Here is a 17950-nt window from a genome sequence, read left to right on the forward strand (position 1 = left end):
GGTGAGAGACAACTCGCACATTGGAGAAATGCCGTGGAAACCCCTCCGCTCCACCTGCCGGCCCTCGGCGAACGTACCTCGCAGACCGTCCACCGCCTGCGCGACGAACACGGACCGGTCGTCCCCATCCAGCTGCCGGGCGGGGTCAGGGCCTGGGCCGTGACCTCCTTCGACGCGGTCAACGAGGTGCTCGGCCACGACGACAGCCGCTACAGCAAGGACTCCGCGAACTGGCCCGCCCTGCACGACGGCACGATCCCCGCCGACTGGCCTCTGCGGCAGGTCCTCATGGGCGATCACCTGCTGACCAAGGACGGCGCCGACCACCGCAGGCTCAGGAGCCTGGTGAGCCGGGCCTTCACCCCCGCCCGCGTCCACGGGCTCGCACCCCGCATCCAGGCGCTGGCCGACGAGCTGCTCGACCAGGTGGCGGCCGCGGGCGACGGCGTGGACGGCGTGGATCTCGTGCCGCACTTCACCGAGCCGCTGCCGGTCACCGTGATCTGCGAGCTGTTCGGCGTGCCGGCGGCCGAGCGCGACGGGATCCGCGACTGGACGAAGGTGCTCCTGTCGCTCCGCTCCACCCCGCAGGAGGCGGCGGAGGCGGGGGCGGGGATCATGGCGTACCTGGCCGGGCACATCGCGCGGCGCAGGCACGAGCCGGGCGACGACCTGACCACGGCGCTGATCCACGCGCAGGACGAGGACGGCGACCGGCTGTCCGACAACGAGATGCTGTGGATCCTGTGGGTGGTGATCATCGCCGGGCACGAGACCACCGTGCACCTGATCGCCAACGCCGTCGTCGCCCTGTGCGCCGACCCCGAGCAGCTCGCCCTGGCCCAGAGCAAGGACGTGTGGGAGCAGGTGGTGGAGGAGACGCTGCGCAGCCGTACCTCGGTGATCAACGCCGTGCTCCGCTACACGCTGCAGGACGTCGTGATCGCCGGGGTGACGGTGCCCGCGGGGGAGGCGCTGGTCATCGGGTTCGGGGGGACGGGGACGGATCCGGCCAGGTTCGGGGCGGGCGCGGAGCGGTTCGACGTCACCCGGGCTCCCGAGACGCATCTCGGGTTCGGCAGAGGGCCGCACTTCTGCCTCGGCGCGCCGCTGGCCAGGCTGGAGTGCCGGATCGCGCTGTCGTCGCTGTTCGCCAGGTTCCCGGGGCTGCGGCTGGCGGTGGCCGAGGACGAGCTTCCGTACACGTCGTCGATCATCACGGAAGGTCCGATGGCGCTGCCCGTGCACCTCGGCTGAGCGCCGTCCAGGCGTGGCGCGGCGGGCGCCACGCCTGGTCGGCGGGGTCAGCGCAGGCGGCCGGCGCCCGCGCCCGCGGGGATGAGGAGGCGCAGGACCTGCGGCGGGTGGATCCGGGTGAACAGGGTGGGCGTCCAGCCCGCGTCGGAGCCGAGCGCCGTGCCGTTGGCGGCGTTGTACGCGGCCACCAGGTCGGCCGGCCGCCGGTCCACGAGGTTGTCCTTGGCGGTGATCGCGGTGCCCTTCAGCACCGACAGCACGCTCGCCGCCGGGACGCCGTCGAAGGCGTTGCTCTCCGCGTGGACCTGCGAGCCGTAGCCCACGCCGATGCTGTACGCGTAGGGGCCGCCGCCCGTGTAGTAGTTGTTGTAGACGTGCACCTGGCCGAAGCGCACCCTGGGCGTGCGCTGGCCGAGCCCCTGGAAATAGTTGTGGTGCAGGGTCACCTTGAGCTTGCCGGCCTCGCCGTACCTGCTCTCGGTGTCGGTGTTGCCGATCAGCGTCACCTTGTCGTGGTTGCTGAGGTGGTTCCAGGAGAGCGTGACGTAGTTCGAGGCGCGGACCACGTCGAGGAGGCCGTCGTGCACCTGGTACGGGCGGCCGAAGTAGAGCGGCTGGCCGGAGTCCGGGTTGTCGCCGTCGTTGAGGGTGTTGTGGTCGAGCCAGACGTGCGTGGCGGCGGAGACCTCGACGTTGTCGAAGGAGGCGTTCCAGTTGCCGTCGGCGCCGTCGGTCGGGTCCCACTGCGGGAAGCAGTCGGAGGTGTCGGTGATGGTGAGGTTGCGGACGATGACGTTGTCGGCGCCCGCGATCCGCACCCCGAAGCTCTTCAGCGCGGCGTCCCTGCCCGTGCCCACGAGGGTGACGTTGGAGCCGACCGCGATGGAGACGTGAGCGGCCATCTTGGCGTAGGACGCCTTGCGGGCCTCCTCAAGCGGCCCGGACGGGACGGCGGTCCTGCCCCAGACGGCCGGGTCGTAGGCGGCCAGGTAGGCCGGCAGGCTGTAGCCGTCCACGGCGTAGTCGGCGCAGGTGAGCGGGGCGCCGGAGTCGTCGGTGTCGGCGTCGATCGCGCCCTTGATATAGATGATCTTCGGCGTGTTGTCGGCCGGGTCGCCGAGCGCCGCCAGGAGCTGCGCCCTGGTCGAGACGGTGTGCACGTTCTCCGGACGGGCGGCTGATCCGCCCGTGGTGCCCGTCGTGGCCGCCGCCCAGCCGTCGTCGCGCGGCAGGACCTCGCGGCCGAGCTCGGGCGGGGCCGGGCGGTGGCGGCGTACCGGGTTCCAGCCGTCGGAGCCGGCCAGGTAGCGCTCAGGGGTGAAGGTCCCGGCCTGGCCGGTGGTGAGCTGCGGGCGGTCGTCGTTCACGGTGGCGCCCGGGCCGTGGTTGCGGTATTCCGACAGGCGGGCCTCTCGCCAGTTCAGGCCCGACATGTCGGTCCAGGGGGCGTCCTTGAACTGCTGGCCCAGCCACGACTCGCGCACCAGCACCTGGCCGCGGGCCGTGACGGAGCCGCCGGCCGGCCACGGGCGGCCGAGGTGGAACGTCTTGGCGGGGGCATCGCTGGTCAGCCGGCTGCGGTAGATCAGGAAGCCGTACGGGTTGCTCAGCTCGGTGCTGGCGGCGGTGACGTAGCCGTTGTTGTCGGTGCTGCCGCGGGTCAGCGCCTTGATGACGCAGTCGTCGAAGACGGCGGTCGCGCGGCCGAAGATGAAGTCGACGTCGCCCTCGACGTAGCAGTCGTGGAAGTACTGCCTGGCGGTCGTGGTGGCGGTGGCGGTGTTGGCGTACAGGGTGTCCTGGTTGCCGAGGAACCTGACGTTGTCGTACACCTGCCGGTCGCCCGTGGTCCGCACCGCCACGGCCTGGCTGTTGCCGTGGGCCGCCTCGTCGTAGGAGTTCTGGAAGGTGAGGTTGCGGGCGGTGAAGTCGGGGGCGCTGATCACGTACGAGGCGCTGCCGGAGGTGCCGTACGGGCCCGAGCCGTCCGGCTTGGGCGTGGCGGCCGCGGCGTCGAAGGTGAGCACCACCTCGCGCGGGTCACGCGTGTCGCCCACCAGGGAGATGTACGGCTTGTCGGCCGGGATCAGCACCTGCTGCCGGTAGGCGCCCTTGCGGACCAGGATGGTGACCGGCCGGGTGTTGCCGGCTGGAACGGCGTTGACGGCGTCCTGGACGGTGGCGTGGTCGCCGGAGCCGTCGGCCGCGACCACGAGGGTGGCGCGGGTGGCCGCCGTCGCGGGGGTCGCCGCCGTCGCGAGCACTGTCAGGGCGATCAATGGGGGGAGTAACAGAAGTCGCATGCGCAACCTCGCAGAGTGCGGCAATCGGTTGCATGAAACGTTCGCGTAACCAGCTCACTCCGTCAATGGAATGCAGTGAAACTGCACTTTTGCTGCGACAAGCGGTTGCATCTCGCTTGCTGGTCGGACAGTCTCTTGACCGCGCTGACGCGGCGCATCTACAGTCCGGCTGATATTTATCGGCACATTTCTGAAACTTTCATTCCCGCCTTTCCGAGGAGCACCGTGCGCACCCTTCGAGCCCTGGTGGTCGCCGTCCTGTTATGCCTCGTGCCGGTGCCGGCCGCGTACGCGGCGGCGGATCTCACGTACGACTTCGAGGACGGCACCACCCAGGGATGGGGGCCACGCGGCGGCGGCGTCTCCGTCACGGTGAGCGCGGACGCGGCGCGCACGGGCGCCGGCGGCCTGCTCACCACGGGACGGACGGCCACCTGGCACGGCACGTCGATCCCCGCGCCCTTCGTCAGGGGCACCGGCTACACCGTGACCGCCTACGCCCGGCTGGCCGGCGGCCAGCCGGGCAGCACGATCGCGATGACCGTGCAGCGGACGCCGACCGGCGGCGAGACCACCTACGAGCGCGTCGCGGCGGCCACCGTGACCGACGCCGGGTGGGTGCGGCTGTCGGGCGGCTACCAGTTCACCGCCGAGTCCGCCGACGTGCAGCTCTATGTGGAGAGCTCGGACGCCACCTCCCAGTACTACCTGGACGACCTCGTCATCGCCCCGCTCGGCGACCCCACGCGCGAGCCGATCGACTCCGGCTTCGAGGACGGCACCGCGCAGGACTGGGCGTCACGCGCCGCGGCCGTGCTGGAGCCGAGCACAGCCGCCGCCCGCACGGGCAGCCGCGGCCTCGCGGTGACCGGCCGGTCGGCCTCCTGGGACGGTCCGGCGCTGAACGTGTTCGGCCGGATGGGCAAGGGCGACAAGTACACCCTGTCGGTGTGGGTGCGGCTCGCCGCCGGCGCCACGCCGGGCCGGCTCGGCCTGTCGATCGAGCGCAGGAGCGGCGGCACGCCGAGCTACGAGCGCGTCGTCGCGCCCAAGGACCTGGCGGCCGGGCAGTGGGTGCAGCTCTCCGGCACGTACACGCTCGCGTACGACGTCGAGTTCCTCAGCGTGTACGTCGAGTCCGACAGCGGCACCTTCGCCTTCGACCTGGACGACTTCGCGATGCGGTACGTCCAGCCCAAGCCGATCGAGACCGGCCTGCCCGCGCTGAAGGACGCGGTGCCGTTCACCATGGGCTCGGCCTTCACCAGGGCGGAGACGCTCGGCGTGCACAGCGAGCTGCTGGCCAAGCACTTCAACGGCGTCACCCCCGGCAACGAGCTCAAATGGGACGCCACCGAGCCCAGGGAGGGCGAGTTCACCCTGGCCGACGGCGACCACCTGGTGGACTACGGGACCCGGCACGGCATGACGATCCGCGGTCACACGCTCGCCTGGCACAGCCAGACCCCGGACTGGGTCTTCGCGGACGGCGCCGCCGCGGCGAGCAAGGAGCTGCTGCTCCAGCGGCTGGAGACGCACGTGCGCACGCTCGTCACCCGGTACAAGGGCAAGATCTCGGCCTGGGACGTGGTCAACGAGGTGGTGGACGAGAACCAGCCGGACGGGCTGCGCCGCTCGAAGTGGTACCAGATCGCCGGCCTCGACTTCATCCGCACGGCCTTCCGCGTCGCCCACGAGGCCGACCCGGCCGCCAAGCTGTTCATCAACGACTACAACACCGAGTTCCCGCGCAAGCGCGAGGCCCTGTACGCCCTGGTCAAGCGGCTGAAGGCGGAAGGCGTGCCGATCGACGGCGTCGGCCACCAGCTCCACCTGAACATCGAGCAGCCGCCCGCCTCCTCCGTCGAGGCGACGATCGAGCGCTTCGCCACCCTCGGCGTGGACCAGCAGGTCACCGAGCTGGACGTGAGCGTCTACACCGACTTCGTCTCCTCCTACGACTCCATCCCGCCCGAGCTGCTCGTCCAGCAGGGACATCGCTACAAGGAGCTGTTCGACGTCTTCAGGCGGCACGCCGCCCAGCTCAGCTCGGTGACCGTGTGGGGCGAGTCCGACGACGTGAGCTGGCTGCGCTCCTGGCCGATCACCCGGCTCAACGCGCCGCTGCTGTTCGACGACGACCTGCAGGCCAAGCCCGCCTACTGGGCCGTCGTGGACCCCGCCGAGCTGCCGCCCCTGGTGCGCAGCATGGAGGCGCCGGCCGGCAAGCCCAAGGTGGACGGCACGCGGGACCTCGAATGGGACCTGCTGCCCGACTCGCCGATCGCGCGGGTGGGCGAGGTGTCCGCCGGCTTCCAGGCACGCTCGTCCGCGACCGGGCTGTACGTGCTCGCCGAGGTCACCGATCCGGTCGTGGACAAGGACGACCGGGTGACGTTCACCGTGGACGGGACCCCGTACGTCGTCAAGCGCACGGGCCCGGGGACCAAGCGGACCGCGACGGGCTACCGTGTCGAAGCCCTGGTCAAGACCGGCACGAACGTGGCCGTCATCGTGCATGACCGGAGCACCGACATCGCCTGGACGGGCAAGGTCACGGCCGCGCCCGCGGTCAAGCTCACCACCGCCGCCCGCCGTACCCCCGTGCTCGACGGGGTGGTGGACCGGGTGTGGTCGGCGACGCCGGAGATCTGCACCCAGACCTGGCTCCAGGGCACGTCGGGGGCCACAGCCCGGGTGCGGTCGCTGTGGAGCGGATCGACCCTGTACGTGCTCGCCCAGGTGAGTGACCCGACGCTGAGCGAGGAGTCGGCGAACCCCTGGGAGCAGGACTCCGTCGAGATCTTCGTGGATCCGGGGAACGGCAAGACCAAGGGGTACGAGGACGACGACGGGCAGTACCGGGTCAGCTTCTCGGGCAGGCTCACGGTGGGCGGGACGTTCGACGCGTCCGGGGTGAAGGACCACCTCAAGGCGGTGGCCAAGGTGGTGCCCGGCGGATATGTGGTCGAGGCCGCGATCGAGCTGCCTACCGTGGTGCTGGCGGAGGGCGGGCTGGCCGGGTTCGACGTGCAGGTGAACGATGCTACGGGGGCGGCTCGTACGGGTGCGGTGACGTGGAACGACCGGACGAACCGCGCCTACCTGGACACCAGCCACTGGGGGGTGCTGCGCCTGACGGGCTAGCGTCCAGGCGCTGGGCCGCCGAGCCATGGGCCTGGTCGGGCACCTGAGGCGGCCGGGTGATCGGGATCGCGCTCGCGGGTTGGGTACCCGACTACCATGTGATCGTGAACGCGAGCCCCCGACCTGACCGTAAAGGGGCCGTACCGAGCATCCGCGACGTCGCCGCCGCGGCAGGCGTCTCGCACCAGACCGTCTCGCGCGTGCTGAACGAGTCACCCAGGGTGCGGCCCGACACCCGCGCCGCCGTGCTGGCCGCGATCGACCGGCTCGGCTTCCGCCCCAACCGGGCCGCCCGGACGCTCGGGTTCGGCCGCGCCAACGGCATCACGGTCGTCACCTCCAACACCACCCTGTACGGGTACGCCCGCATCCTCCAGGGCATCGAGGAGGCCGCCAGGACCGAGGGCGTGGCGCTGGGCATCAGGGTCGTGGAGTCCGCCGAGGTCCGGCAGACCGTCGACTACGTGAGCGACCCGAGCGCGGGCGGGCTGGTGGTCATCGCGTTCGACCCGCTGGGCACGGCGGTCCTGGAAGCACTCCCCGCCCACATCCCGGCCGTCGTCGCCGCTGAGCCGGCCGCCCCCGACCTGGGCCGGGTCGCGATCGCCCTGGACGAGCGGCGGGCCGCCGCCGACGCCACCCAGCACCTGCTCGACCTGGGCCACCGTACCGTCCACCACGTGGCCATCCCCTCCGAGGGCCGGGCCGGCGGCCGGCACGCCGGCTGGCGCGACGCGCTCACCCAGGCGGGCGCCGAGCTCCCGTCAGCGCTGGGCTGCGGCTGGGACATCCAGTCGGCCTACACCGCGGGACGACGCCTGGCGGAGGACCCGGCCGTCACGGCGATCCTGTGCGGGAACGACGACATCGCGCAGGGCGTACGCAGGGCGCTGTACGACGCGGGCAAGGACGTGCCGGGGGACGTGAGCATCGTGGGGTTCGACGACATCCCGGGCTCGGCGTTCTGGACACCTGCCCTGACCACCGTACGGATGGACTTCGCGGGGCTGGGCCGGGCCTGCTTCCACGCGGCGGTCGCCGAACTGGGCGGACACCCGCAGCCGGCCATCTCCCTGGCACCACCCCGGCTCATCGTCCGAGAGTCAACCGCCCCACCACGCCAGCAGTAGGCAGACCCAGTTCCACCCACCCCTTGCCCTACTGGACTGTGGGCCGTCTGACACCCACCCCGATCGGTCTTCACGATGGGGGGCGCTTCGCGCTGGGAGTTCAGGCGCTCCTTCCGGGGGCGCGCCTGCGGCGTCCGTAGTGCGCCCGCACGTTGACCGGCTGGACGGTGGGCCTTGCCGAGAGGACGGGAGGATTCAGCGGCGCAGGATTCCCACGGGTTCAGGAGTCCCACGGGTTAGCGCCAGGTCATCCAGCGGGTCAGCCGCCGCCGATCGGGGTGGACCTCACGGGACGACGGCAACGGCCTCGACCTCGACGAGCTGGCCCTGGTAGCCGAGCACCGTGACGCCGAGCAAAGTGCTCGGCGCGTCGTGGTCGCCGAACCGGGCGCGCACTACGTTCCAGGCTGTGACCAGGTCGGCCTGGTCCGTGCTCGCGACGTAGACGGTCGTGCGCACGACGTCTGTCAGCGCAGCCCCTGCCGCCTGCAGCGCGACCTCAAGATTGTCCATGACCTGCCGGGCCTGCCCGGCGACGTCACCGGGCGCTACAACCTGGTCGTGCTCGTCGATCGGACACGCGCCGGCGGTGTGCACAAGCCGGGCACCGGCGGGGACTACTGAGGCGTAGGCATACGGGACAGCATCGGTAAGGCGGCTGGCGCGGATCAGTTCCACAGACATGGCGCCGACTGTGTCACATCCGCCACCTGCGATACCACCGAATTCACGGCGGCATCGGCGGATGCGCACGCCGCAGATCCGACCGGCTCATCTCTCCATCGCTGGCAGAGCGGCGGCCGCACACCCGCTACAGTGGCCGCGGTCAACGCCGGCTTTCAGGCCGTCGACCCGATCGTGAAAGCCGCCCGGGTACGCACCCACTTCGTGCACCGGTAAGCGTCGGTACCTGTCTTGTTGAGATCACCTCATTGAGGCCACGCGAGCTACACCCGCGAGCATCGCTGTCCGGCTTAAATTCATCATGCAACAAGGCCTCTGCATCCGCGGGGCCTCGTTGCGATGGGACGCCTACACAGGTTGAAGGCGTAGGGTCGATCATGGGTTTGCCAGAAGGTCGAGGGTGAGCTCAGTCCAGGCCAGGCATCCGGTCAGCGGGTGAGGCCGGTATTGGATTTTCTTCAGCCTGCGTTTCACGATCCGGAGGAGCCCGGTCAGGTCGGCAACGACGACGTTGGCCAGGGCATGGCGGAGTAGCGACCAGGCACCCTCGACAGAGTGCGGTCGGGAGCGGAACAGGCTGCCTCACCTGTCAGAACGGACCTGCCATGCCAGCAAATCGTAGGCCCGTGCCAGGTCATCGGCCCACGGCGCGTCGTGATCACGCTCGAATGCGTCGTACAGGCGGTCTCGTACCACGTCGCGGTGCAACCAGGAGAGGACCGCGGCGGGCAGTTGCGCGCCGCTGACCCACCCGATCACCAGGTCGGCGATGTGACGGTCAGCCGCCGACCCGCGGATGGCGTCCCAATCATGGAGGAAGAGTCCAAGGCTGCCGCTGAACCCGCCGGCCACGCCGAGGAATTCGGCCGCGTCGCAAAATGAGCCGACCCGCGGCGGATGCTCCGCCAGCAGCAACCGCCAGACCACCATCAGGTATCCGCCGACAGCCTCCTGCTCGGCCGGCGGCCAAGTCCGCCAGCCCTGCTGGACCAGCAAGCTGAAAACCATACTCGGCACAAGTTCATCTCCGGTGGCGAGCCGCTCCAGCAGCAACGGCACCAGGCTCTTCACGTCGTCGCCGGTCCCGACCGTGCCCCCGAGGCCGATCGTCAACGAGAACAGGTCATGCTCATCCACCAGCACAGAGCCACGACAGTGCGGACACCCTTCAAGCACTGCCCGCCGCGGGTAGCGGGCGAACGTCTCCCGGAGCCGTCCCACCGCCGCAGCCAGTCCGTCGTCCATCTGGCCAAGTGTCGCAGGATCATCCGCGGGTGTGGGAGTCAGAGGGCGCCTGGTTCCTGCTCCGGCGTCACCCTGGGCCTTCCGAAACCCCCATGGCAGGTACCACGAGGGACCGCTGGTCCACCACCCGTTGACCCTCTCGGGCCACGGTGAGCCAACGGCCGTCTCGGCCGGCCCCACGGCTGGGTCAGCCCGGCTTGACCGCCAGCGTCGCAAAATAGCTCGACATGTATTGAGCGGATGCGTTGGATTGGTGCGGCGCTTCCGCGAAGCCGGTGAGGATAAACCCCGCGGCGAGCTGCCCGCCGATCTGGTCGGTGAGGGTGTGGCTGTATTCAAGAGGGGCATCCGCGCCGAACTTCGTGGCGCGTTCCTCGGCGGAGTATTGCGTGACATCGCTGTAGGGCAGCTTGTGCACGACGATCAGCTCGCCGCGCTCGTCGAGCGCCTCGTGGTCGAACAAGTACGCATCAGGGTTGAGGAAGCCCACGAGCAGAGTTCCGCCCGGTCGCAGGACGCGGAAGCACTCACGCCATACCGGTGCCAAGTCTGGTACGAATACGTTAGAGACCGGATGGAATACGACGTCGAATGTTGCGTCGCCGAAGGCGCTGAGGTCGCGCATGTCGCCTAGGACGGTGCGCAGATCGAGTCCGTCGCGCGCCGCCACCATCTGGTCCTGGCCGAGCTGGCGGGGTGAGTTGTCGAATACGGTGACCCGCGCCCCTGCGGCGGCGAGGATCGGACCCTGCTGGCCACCGCCGGAGGCCAGGCACAACACGTCCTTGCCGGTCAGGTCCGTCGGCAGCCAGGAGCGGTCGACCGGCTCATGCCCGATGAGAACGATCGACCAGTCGCCCATACGGGCGCGCTCGACATCCTCAGCACTCACCGGCGTCGACCACTCGTTGCCCTCTTGGACATACTTGTCCCAGGCTGCCCGATTGTGGGCAACGGGGTCGACAACAATGTCCTGCACGTTCAACTCCCTGCTACAGCCAAGCGGGCACCTGCGGTACTGACAGTTCGGTGCCGCCAGCTAACACGATCGCAGGGTGCGGGCTCAACGAAATTAGCGGGCATCGAGGTGTCCACGGGCTCGGCGGGTGGTCGCGCAGCGAGTGCGTAAGCGCTGGTTGCCGGGGTTGCGGAAGCCGTAGGCGTCGCGGGCGATGGCTGACCAAGCTCCAACGGCGCTGACCAAGCTCCAACGGCTCAGTATGGCTCCGGGTCCAGACAAGTCCCGGTCTCGTGGACCTGGTCCGACGGTGGTGGGTCGATGAGCACGTCGCTGCCCCAGCCGGTGAAGTCGACCTCGATCACGGTGGTCTTGGGCTGGTCGTCTTCGGCCATGGGAGAGGTCGAGGTGAGGTGCACCCGACGGGGAAGCCGGTCCGGGCCGACCCACAACTGCCAGGAGACCTGTATCAAGTCGTTCCGCTTGCGCAATTGGGCGACGATCACGGGGTCGTCGGGTGGAGCCGCGATGGCGAATTCCGCCAGCGAACTGCTCCCGGTATGCACGACGGTGGCAACTCCGTCGATGGCCTTCCCCGAAGACGGAGCCGGGGCGGCCAGTTTTCGCAGCACCTCGGGTGAGACGAGGTTGAGCACGCCGAGCGAGCCGATGGCGCGCACCAACTGCGCGCACTCGGACCCGCGGCTGTGGCGCCAGGACTTGCCCGCGGGAACGTCCTGCCGATCAGCCCGGTATTCGTAGGTGCCGGAGCCTGCGATCGAGATCACCCTGGTCGTCATGGAGGACAGGTCTGTGGGGACGCCTTTCAGCTCATCGGGGACATTGGTCTGGTAGTAGGTCGCGGTCAGGTCGGAGGCGGTCGCGCCAAGGACTCCAGTGGTACGGCTCTCGCTGTATTCCCCGATGTTGACCGGCACGACGAAGTCGTCCTCCGCTGGAGGGGTGAACACTTTCTCGCCGTAGTCCAGGCGGACGAGCCTGCTGACCTGCACACCGGCCGAGCCCTTCATCCACTGAGTCACCGCATCGGCGGGCGTTCGCGCCGTGGCCGCAGCACCGCCTCCGCAGCCGGCCATTAGGGCGAGCATCGGGACGATCGTTACGATCCTCGGTAAAGCCATCCGGTGATCATAGGGGTGGATCGTCCTGCGGTACGTCCCTGACCGCATCCACCGCGTTGCCACGCTCGCTTGGCAAGAGGGGGGTCGTCCGAACCCACGCGGCGGTGCGGGTGCGATGGCCGGGGTGGTGGCGGCAGGTCCGGACTGCGCTGCCGGACCACTATCCCGTCCTTTGCTGGACCGGATACACGCCTCGGAACTGGAGCTTTCTTCCCCACCGACCCGCGCAACGCATCAGCCGATGTGCTGGCCAGAGCCGCAGCGGTCGACGTCGACGCTCGCATCGCCGAGATCAGCGCGCGGAGGGCTTCTGGGGATCTCGGCACCGGGGAGGAGGGATGCGACCTTGACGGGTACGACGTTACCCATTTGGGCAGCCGCAGGACCTGGTTATCCTGCCGCGGCCCGAACCATGGGCCGCGTTCGCCTACCTGGACTCCTATTATTCGTCCGGACATGAGCCTGAGTTGCTGGTCGCGGCGGTTCACCGCTGGTAGGACCAGCACGGGGCCGAACCCACCGTGGTCCGTCTTGCCACCGGCTTCGTCGTTTCCGCCCGCCGACCAACCTCGCGGGCGCTCATGCACCTTGATCGGTGGGCTCTCTGCGATCGGCCCTGAGCCATCGGCATGGGATGAGCGATATTCGCTTGTCGGCCGCCATACGCATCGTCGAAGATGGCGGCCATGGCCACGACACGACGAGCCGACATGTTCACCGCGGACGGCAAGCCATCTGACGACGATCCGCGTGAGAGCGGGCCGACGTTGGGCGATGAGCGCACCACGCTGGCCGAGTGCCTGCGCTGCGCGCGTCTCACCTTGGAGATGAAGTGCGAAGGTCTTGATGCGGAGGCCATGGCGCGGCGCTCCGTCGAGCCGTCGACGATGTCGCTCCTGGGCCTGGTGCGGCACCTGGCCGAGGTGGAGCGGGCGACGTTCCGGGTGATGCTGGCGGGGCAGGACGTGCCCAAGCTCTACTGCTCCGAGACCGACCGTGACGGTGACTTCGACGGCGCTGTCGCCGACCCTCAGGTGGTGGCGGAGGCGTGGGACGCGTGGCGTGCGGAGGTGGACTTCGCCGAGCGGTTCGTGGCGGAGGCTCCGAGTCTTGAGATCGCCGGCGACGATCTGATGAATCTGCACGGCACCGGTGGCGGGTCGATGTCGCTGCGCGAGGCGCTGGTCGGAATGGTCTGGGAATATGGCCGCCACATGGGGCATGTCGACCTGTTGCGCGAGCGGATCGACGGACGTGTCGGTCAGTGATGAGCACGGGCAGGGCGCGCCGCGTTCGTTGAGGCACGGCCGAGGGGTGCGGGACGCCGGTCGGTGAAGGGGATCGGCCTCGGGAGGGGGCGAGGTGGTGGCCGGTTGTGCGGAGTGCGGGGCCGCGGCGGGCTCTTGCGAGGCTCTGTTCCATGAGCTGCTGGCACGAGACCTTTCAGGTCGCGTGCCGTGGGCGCCGCTGCACGCCGTGTCGGTGGCCTGCTACTCCTTTCAGCATCCGGGGCGCATGGGGAACACCGTTCCCGCGTACTACTGGGCGGTGTTGCACGCGTATGTGCGGGGCGGCGTCGACGCTCTCACGCACCTGACTCAGCGCACTCAGCAGCGCAACTCCCATCGGTACGGTGGGTCGGGTCCTGCGGCCGGTGACTTTTCCGATGTGCCGGAGTTTCCCCGGGGTGTCGGCCCGCCCGGGGCGTATGAGGTCACGATCCAGGACGTTGCGGTGGACGGTGACTTTCCTGCCGATGGGTTCGAGGAGTGGGCCAGGCGCTGGGCCGAGGCGACGATCTCGGCGTGGAATGGGGAACACGTAGGGCCGTAGCGCTCGGGCGCTTGTGGGCGGACGTCGCGGTCCCGTGCGGCGGGCAGGGCGTGAAGACGATCGGGGTTTGCGCCGAACTACTTCTGTCCTGACGTAAGCCCCCAAAGGAATCTGCCTCCATGCCGGCACCACCGCAAGACTCGGCGCCACGGGTCGAGGTCACCGACGCCTGCTTGATCGAGGAGTCGTGGCGTCACCCCGAACGATTCGGCGCCTTGTTCGACCGCTACTTCGACGCCATCCACCGCTACGCGCGCCTGCGTCTGGAGGAGTCGGCCGCCGATGACATCGCGGCGGAGACGTTCCTGCGTGCGTTCCGCGTCCGCGAGCGGTACGACATCGCCCGGCCCAGTGCCCGCGCCTGGTTGTACGGCATCGCCTCCAACCTGATCGCCGACCACGCCCGCGCCGAGGCCCGGCGTTACCGGGCGCTGGCCAGGAGCGTGCAGCCGGCGCAGGTCGCCGGTCATGACGAACGTGTCGCGCAGCGCGTGTCCGCGGCCGTCATGCAACCGCGCCTGGCCGCCGGGCTGGCGCGGCTGTCGCCCGGGGACCGCGACGTCCTGCTGCTGGTCGCCTGCGGGCAGCTCAGTTACGGGGAGGTCGCCGACGCCCTCGGCATACCCGCGGGAACGGTCGGTTCCCGGCTCAACCGCGCCCGCAGGAAGCTCCGCAAGCACATCGGCCCGTACGAGGAAGCGCTGTGATGAACGAACTCGACATCCTGAGGAACCACCACGACAGCCTTCCCGGTCCGAGCCCCGAGGCCACCGCGCGGGCCCGCGCCCTACTGACCGCCGAGGCCAGGACGGCGGCGGAGCAGCCCCCGGTGGTGGCGGCGGAGCGGTCCCCAGTGGCCGTGGCGGTGGCGGAGCGGCTCCCGGTGGCCGTGGATTCGACCCCGGCCGGGACAGAGCAGCCCATGGTGGATGAGGAGGCAGGTGCGCGCCGCACCTTCTGGCCGAGGCCGTTCCGGGGGCGGGTGATCCTCAGGGGCGGCATCGTGCTCGCCGTCGCCGCCGCGATGGTCGTCGGTGTGATCACCATGCGGGGCGGCCTCGGGGGCGCCGCCCCCGCCGGCGCCGCCGAGCTGCTGCAGAACGCCGCCGCGGCGTCGGCCGAGAGCGCCGCGCCGCGTCCTGGCCAGTTCACGTACGTCGATCGCCTCGACTACACCTGGGCAGTCGCCATCAAGCCCGGCGGCGTCACGTACGAGTACACGCAGGACGTTCGCCGTGAGGTCTGGATTCCCGCCGGCGACCCCGGCAAGGCGCTGGCCCGTTCGACGTTCGCCGAGCCCGTACGCGCCGACGGCGGCTCGACGGTCGAGGGCGGGATGAGGCCGGACGGGACGGTGGAGTACCAGCGGGCCGGCCAGTGCGCGATGGACGTCCTTCGTGTCCCCGTCGCCGGCATCCATGGTCTCGAACCCGGCGAGCTGCTGGCCAAGGTGCGCAAGGACGCCGAGACGATGGTCCGATCGGAGGAGCCGGGTGCGGTGAAGCAGACCGAGGATCAGGTCGCGCGGATGATCGAGCGGACGACGGTCATGGAGCTGTTCAGGCTGGCGGAGAGTCCGCTGGTCGATGCGCGGGGGCGGGCCACGGTGTTCGAGGCCGTGGCCGGGTTGCCCACCGCCACCCTGGTGCCTGATCTCACCGACCCGGCGGGCCGGCATGGGCTGGGCGTCTCGGTCAGGTATCAGGGGCCGGACGGATGGGAGCGCGAGGAGCTGATCTTCGAGCCGGAGACGTACGCGTTCCTGGGCTGGCGGAGCTGGACGCAGATCCAGCAGGCGGACGGGCGGATGAAGGAGACCATGCGGGCGGGCACGGCGGTGTTCGGGACCAAGGTCGTCGATGCCATGCCGGAGGTTCCGCGGGACGCCGGTGCGCCGACGTTGTGCTGAACGAGCGCGGGCGGCCTACGGGCGGCGGCTGGGCGGGCGGACCGACTTGCGGACGACGATGTGGGTGCCGAGCACGACGTGCTGGCGCTGGTCCCGGTTGAGGGCGAGCCGCACCGCCGTCCGCCCCAGCTCCTCCGTCGGGATGTGCACGGTCGTGAGACCCGGCTCCAGGTCGGCGGCGAACGGGATGTCGTCGTAGCCCGCCAGCGACACGTCCTCCGGCACCCTGATCCCCGCCTCGCGCAGGGCGGCGAGCACCCCGATGGCGACCATGTCGGTGGCCGCGAACACGGCCGTGAACTTCGCCCCGAGCGCGATCAGCCGGCGGGCCTGCTCGTAGCCGTCGGAGCGGCCGAAGCCGGCGGGGATGATCAGGTCAGGGTCGTACGGCACGCCGAAGGACTCGTGGGCCCGGACGAACCCGCGTACCCGGTCGAGCTTGGTCGTGCTCGCGTGGCCCGGCTGGTCGGCGCCGAGCAGGACGACGTGGCGGTGGCCCTGTGACAGCAGGTGGCTGGTCATGGCGTAGGCGCCGCCCTCGTTGTCGTACTCCACCACCGTCGTCGGCACGTCGTCGCCCAGCGGCGGACGCCCGCAGAGCACGAGCCGGGAGCCGGCCTTGTCGAGGGCGTGGGCGAAGTGCGACATGCGTTCGCGGTAGGTGTCGTCGAGGGAGCCGCCCCCGACCAGGATCACCGCGTCGGCCCGCTGCTCGCGCATGGCCTCGACCACGGCGAGCTCGCGGGCCGGGTCACCGTGGGTGGTGCACACCATGCACAGCCGGCCCTCGGCGGTGGCCTGCTGCTCGACGCCCTTGGCGACGTAGGCGAAGGAGGGGCCGGTGACGTCGTCGAGCACGAACGCCACCATCTTCGTGCTCGCCCCCGACAGCGCGCGGGCGTGCACGTTGAGGACGTAGTCGAGCTCGCGCATCGCCCGCAGCACCCGTGTCCTGGTGGACTGGGCGACCGGATAGTCGCCCTTGATCACCCTGGAGACCGTGGTGGCGGAGACGCCGGCTCGGGCGGCCACGTCGCGGATGGTGACATGCTCGTCGTCGCCGCCGGGGCTTACTTTTCGCGACAAGGCTGGCCTTCCACGGTCTTCGACAGGCGGAGTACGTCGATCACGTCCGAGGGGGAGTGCCGCCGCCACACCGCGAGGTGCGCCACTTCACCGCAGTCTATGGCCGGAGCGATCCGGACGGCAGCCCCGCGCGTCACGTCAGGCCACCCGGTCGAGGTCGTCGTGGTGCACCTGGTGGGCGAGGGGGTAGCCGGCGATCAGCCGCTCCAGCTCGTCGAGCACGGCGGCGCCCATCCTGGCCAGTTCGTTGCCCTGGGAGCCCGCGATGTGCGGGGTGAGGAAGGCGTTGGGCAGGTCGAACAGCGGTGAGTCCGGCGGCAGCGGCTCCGGCTCCGTCACGTCGAGCACGGCCGACAGCCGGCCCGTCCGCAGCTCGGCCACCAGCGCGTCGGTGTCCACCAGCGAGCCGCGGGCGGTGTTGACCAGCACCGCGCCGTCCGGCATCAGCGCCAGCCGGTCCCGGTCGATCATGTGCAGGGTCTCGTCGTTGGCGGGGGCGTGCAGGCTGACGATGTCGCAGGAGCTCAGCAGCTCCTCCAGACCGGCCTGCCGGACGCCGGCGACCTGGGTGTACGGGTCGTACAGGCACAGCTCCAGATCATGCGGCGCGAGCAGGTCGATCACCCTGCGGCCGATCCGGGAGGCCCCGACGATGCCGACCCGCCGGCCGTAGTTGCCGGTCGTCGCCTGGACCTCGCCGAGCGTGAACGTACGCCGCCGGCGGTAGCCCTCGCGCAGCCCGAACACGCCCTTGCCGGCCAGCAGCACGGCCCCGACGGTGTACTCGGCCACGGGGACGGCGTTGGCGTCGGCCGCGGAGGAGACGAGCAGCCCGCGCTCCCAGCAGGCCGCGCCGACCAGGCCCTTGACCGAGCCGGCGGAGTGCAGCGCGGCGCGCAGCCGGGGCGCGGCGGCGAGCAGGTGCTCGTCCAGCGGCGGGCAGCCCCAGCCGGTGATCAGTACGTCCACGCGGGGGAGCACCTCGGCCAGGCGCGGGTCGTCGAAGCGCTCGGCGACCAGCGACACGTCGATGTCGGCGAGCCCGCGCAGCCGCTCCATGGCGGCGGCGGGGAAGAGCATCGCGAGGTGTTCCGCGCGCATGGCGAACAACGCCTTCGGGCGGTGCAGCACGGGCAGGGGCCTCCATTCGAAGGACGTTTATAGAAACCGGTGTCTACCGTAGGAGGCAGGGGAGCATCGGTCAACGGCGAGGTCGTCCGAACGCGTCTCACGAGGGAGACGGCGGGTTCGAGGCT

The 17950-nt window shown here is 70.2% G+C and carries 14 protein-coding genes; 7 read left to right on the forward strand and 7 right to left on the reverse strand.

Features of this window, described 5'->3' with window-relative positions:
- The first annotated feature begins 33 nt into the window (after nucleotides 1-33).
- Nucleotides 34-1257: a cytochrome P450 family protein gene (locus ABEA43_RS04745; protein ID WP_345559047.1), complete on the forward strand. Its 1224-nt coding sequence runs from the start codon at nucleotides 34-36 to the stop codon at nucleotides 1255-1257.
- A 47-nt stretch (nucleotides 1258-1304) separates the two neighbouring features.
- On the opposite strand, the gene ABEA43_RS04750 is transcribed toward ABEA43_RS04745, so the two are convergent.
- Nucleotides 1305-3560 carry a pectinesterase family protein gene (locus ABEA43_RS04750; protein ID WP_345559048.1) on the reverse strand — a complete coding sequence of 752 codons (2256 nt, stop codon included), beginning with the start codon at nucleotides 3558-3560 and terminating at the stop codon, nucleotides 1305-1307.
- Nucleotides 3561-3785: 225 nt separating this feature from the next.
- Here ABEA43_RS04750 and ABEA43_RS04755 point away from each other — a divergent pair, with 225 nt between their 5' ends.
- Together ABEA43_RS04755 and ABEA43_RS04760 are read left to right on the forward strand one after the other, a co-directional pair.
- On the forward strand, nucleotides 3786-6707 hold the full coding sequence (locus tag ABEA43_RS04755; RefSeq protein WP_345559050.1) for an endo-1,4-beta-xylanase: 2922 nt from the start codon (nucleotides 3786-3788) through the stop codon (nucleotides 6705-6707).
- 104 nt (nucleotides 6708-6811) lie between these two features.
- Nucleotides 6812-7837, forward strand: coding sequence for a LacI family DNA-binding transcriptional regulator (locus tag ABEA43_RS04760; RefSeq protein WP_345559052.1), 1026 nt, complete (start codon nucleotides 6812-6814; stop codon nucleotides 7835-7837).
- Between the two features lie 285 nt (nucleotides 7838-8122).
- Here the strand turns inward: ABEA43_RS04760 and ABEA43_RS04765 are convergent, their stop codons facing one another.
- From ABEA43_RS04765 to ABEA43_RS04780, 4 genes are all read right to left on the reverse strand, one after another.
- Complete coding sequence (locus tag ABEA43_RS04765; protein WP_345559054.1) at nucleotides 8123-8521, reverse strand: RidA family protein; 399 nt, start codon at nucleotides 8519-8521, stop codon at nucleotides 8123-8125.
- A gap of 582 nt (nucleotides 8522-9103) precedes the next feature.
- Nucleotides 9104-9766, reverse strand: coding sequence for a hypothetical protein (locus ABEA43_RS04770; protein ID WP_345559055.1), 663 nt, complete (start codon nucleotides 9764-9766; stop codon nucleotides 9104-9106).
- A 187-nt stretch (nucleotides 9767-9953) separates the two neighbouring features.
- Nucleotides 9954-10745 carry a class I SAM-dependent methyltransferase gene (locus ABEA43_RS04775; RefSeq protein ID WP_345559057.1) on the reverse strand — a complete coding sequence of 264 codons (792 nt, stop codon included), beginning with the start codon at nucleotides 10743-10745 and terminating at the stop codon, nucleotides 9954-9956.
- A gap of 236 nt (nucleotides 10746-10981) precedes the next feature.
- Nucleotides 10982-11755: a hypothetical protein gene (locus ABEA43_RS04780; RefSeq protein WP_345559059.1), complete on the reverse strand. Its 774-nt coding sequence runs from the start codon at nucleotides 11753-11755 to the stop codon at nucleotides 10982-10984.
- Between the two features lie 797 nt (nucleotides 11756-12552).
- Between ABEA43_RS04780 and ABEA43_RS04785 the strand changes: the two genes are divergently transcribed.
- The 4 genes from ABEA43_RS04785 to ABEA43_RS04795 all read left to right on the forward strand — a co-directional run bounded on the left by ABEA43_RS04785 (nucleotide 12553) and on the right by ABEA43_RS04795 (nucleotide 15608).
- Nucleotides 12553-13134 carry a DinB family protein gene (locus ABEA43_RS04785; RefSeq protein WP_345559061.1) on the forward strand — a complete coding sequence of 194 codons (582 nt, stop codon included), beginning with the start codon at nucleotides 12553-12555 and terminating at the stop codon, nucleotides 13132-13134.
- A 97-nt stretch (nucleotides 13135-13231) separates the two neighbouring features.
- Nucleotides 13232-13699, forward strand: a complete 468-nt coding sequence (locus ABEA43_RS68105) for a DUF5946 family protein (protein ID WP_425570192.1) — start codon at nucleotides 13232-13234, stop codon at nucleotides 13697-13699.
- 119 nt (nucleotides 13700-13818) lie between these two features.
- A complete protein-coding gene (locus ABEA43_RS04790; RefSeq protein ID WP_345559063.1) occupies nucleotides 13819-14406 on the forward strand; it encodes an RNA polymerase sigma factor in 588 nt (195 codons plus the stop codon).
- Nucleotides 14406-15608 carry a hypothetical protein gene (locus tag ABEA43_RS04795; protein WP_345559065.1) on the forward strand — a complete coding sequence of 401 codons (1203 nt, stop codon included), beginning with the start codon at nucleotides 14406-14408 and terminating at the stop codon, nucleotides 15606-15608. Before ABEA43_RS04790 ends, ABEA43_RS04795 begins: the two co-directional genes overlap by 1 nt.
- 15 nt (nucleotides 15609-15623) lie before the next feature.
- Here the strand turns inward: ABEA43_RS04795 and ABEA43_RS04800 are convergent, their stop codons facing one another.
- Together ABEA43_RS04800 and ABEA43_RS04805 are read right to left on the reverse strand one after the other, a co-directional pair.
- A complete protein-coding gene (locus ABEA43_RS04800; RefSeq protein ID WP_345559067.1) occupies nucleotides 15624-16694 on the reverse strand; it encodes a LacI family DNA-binding transcriptional regulator in 1071 nt (356 codons plus the stop codon).
- 138 nt (nucleotides 16695-16832) lie between these two features.
- Nucleotides 16833-17825 carry a hydroxyacid dehydrogenase gene (locus tag ABEA43_RS04805; protein WP_345559069.1) on the reverse strand — a complete coding sequence of 331 codons (993 nt, stop codon included), beginning with the start codon at nucleotides 17823-17825 and terminating at the stop codon, nucleotides 16833-16835.
- Between the last annotated feature and the right edge of the window lie 125 nt (nucleotides 17826-17950).

It is taken from the genome of Nonomuraea rosea (assembly GCF_039539705.1).
Lineage (GTDB): Bacteria > Actinomycetota > Actinomycetes > Streptosporangiales > Streptosporangiaceae > Nonomuraea > Nonomuraea rosea.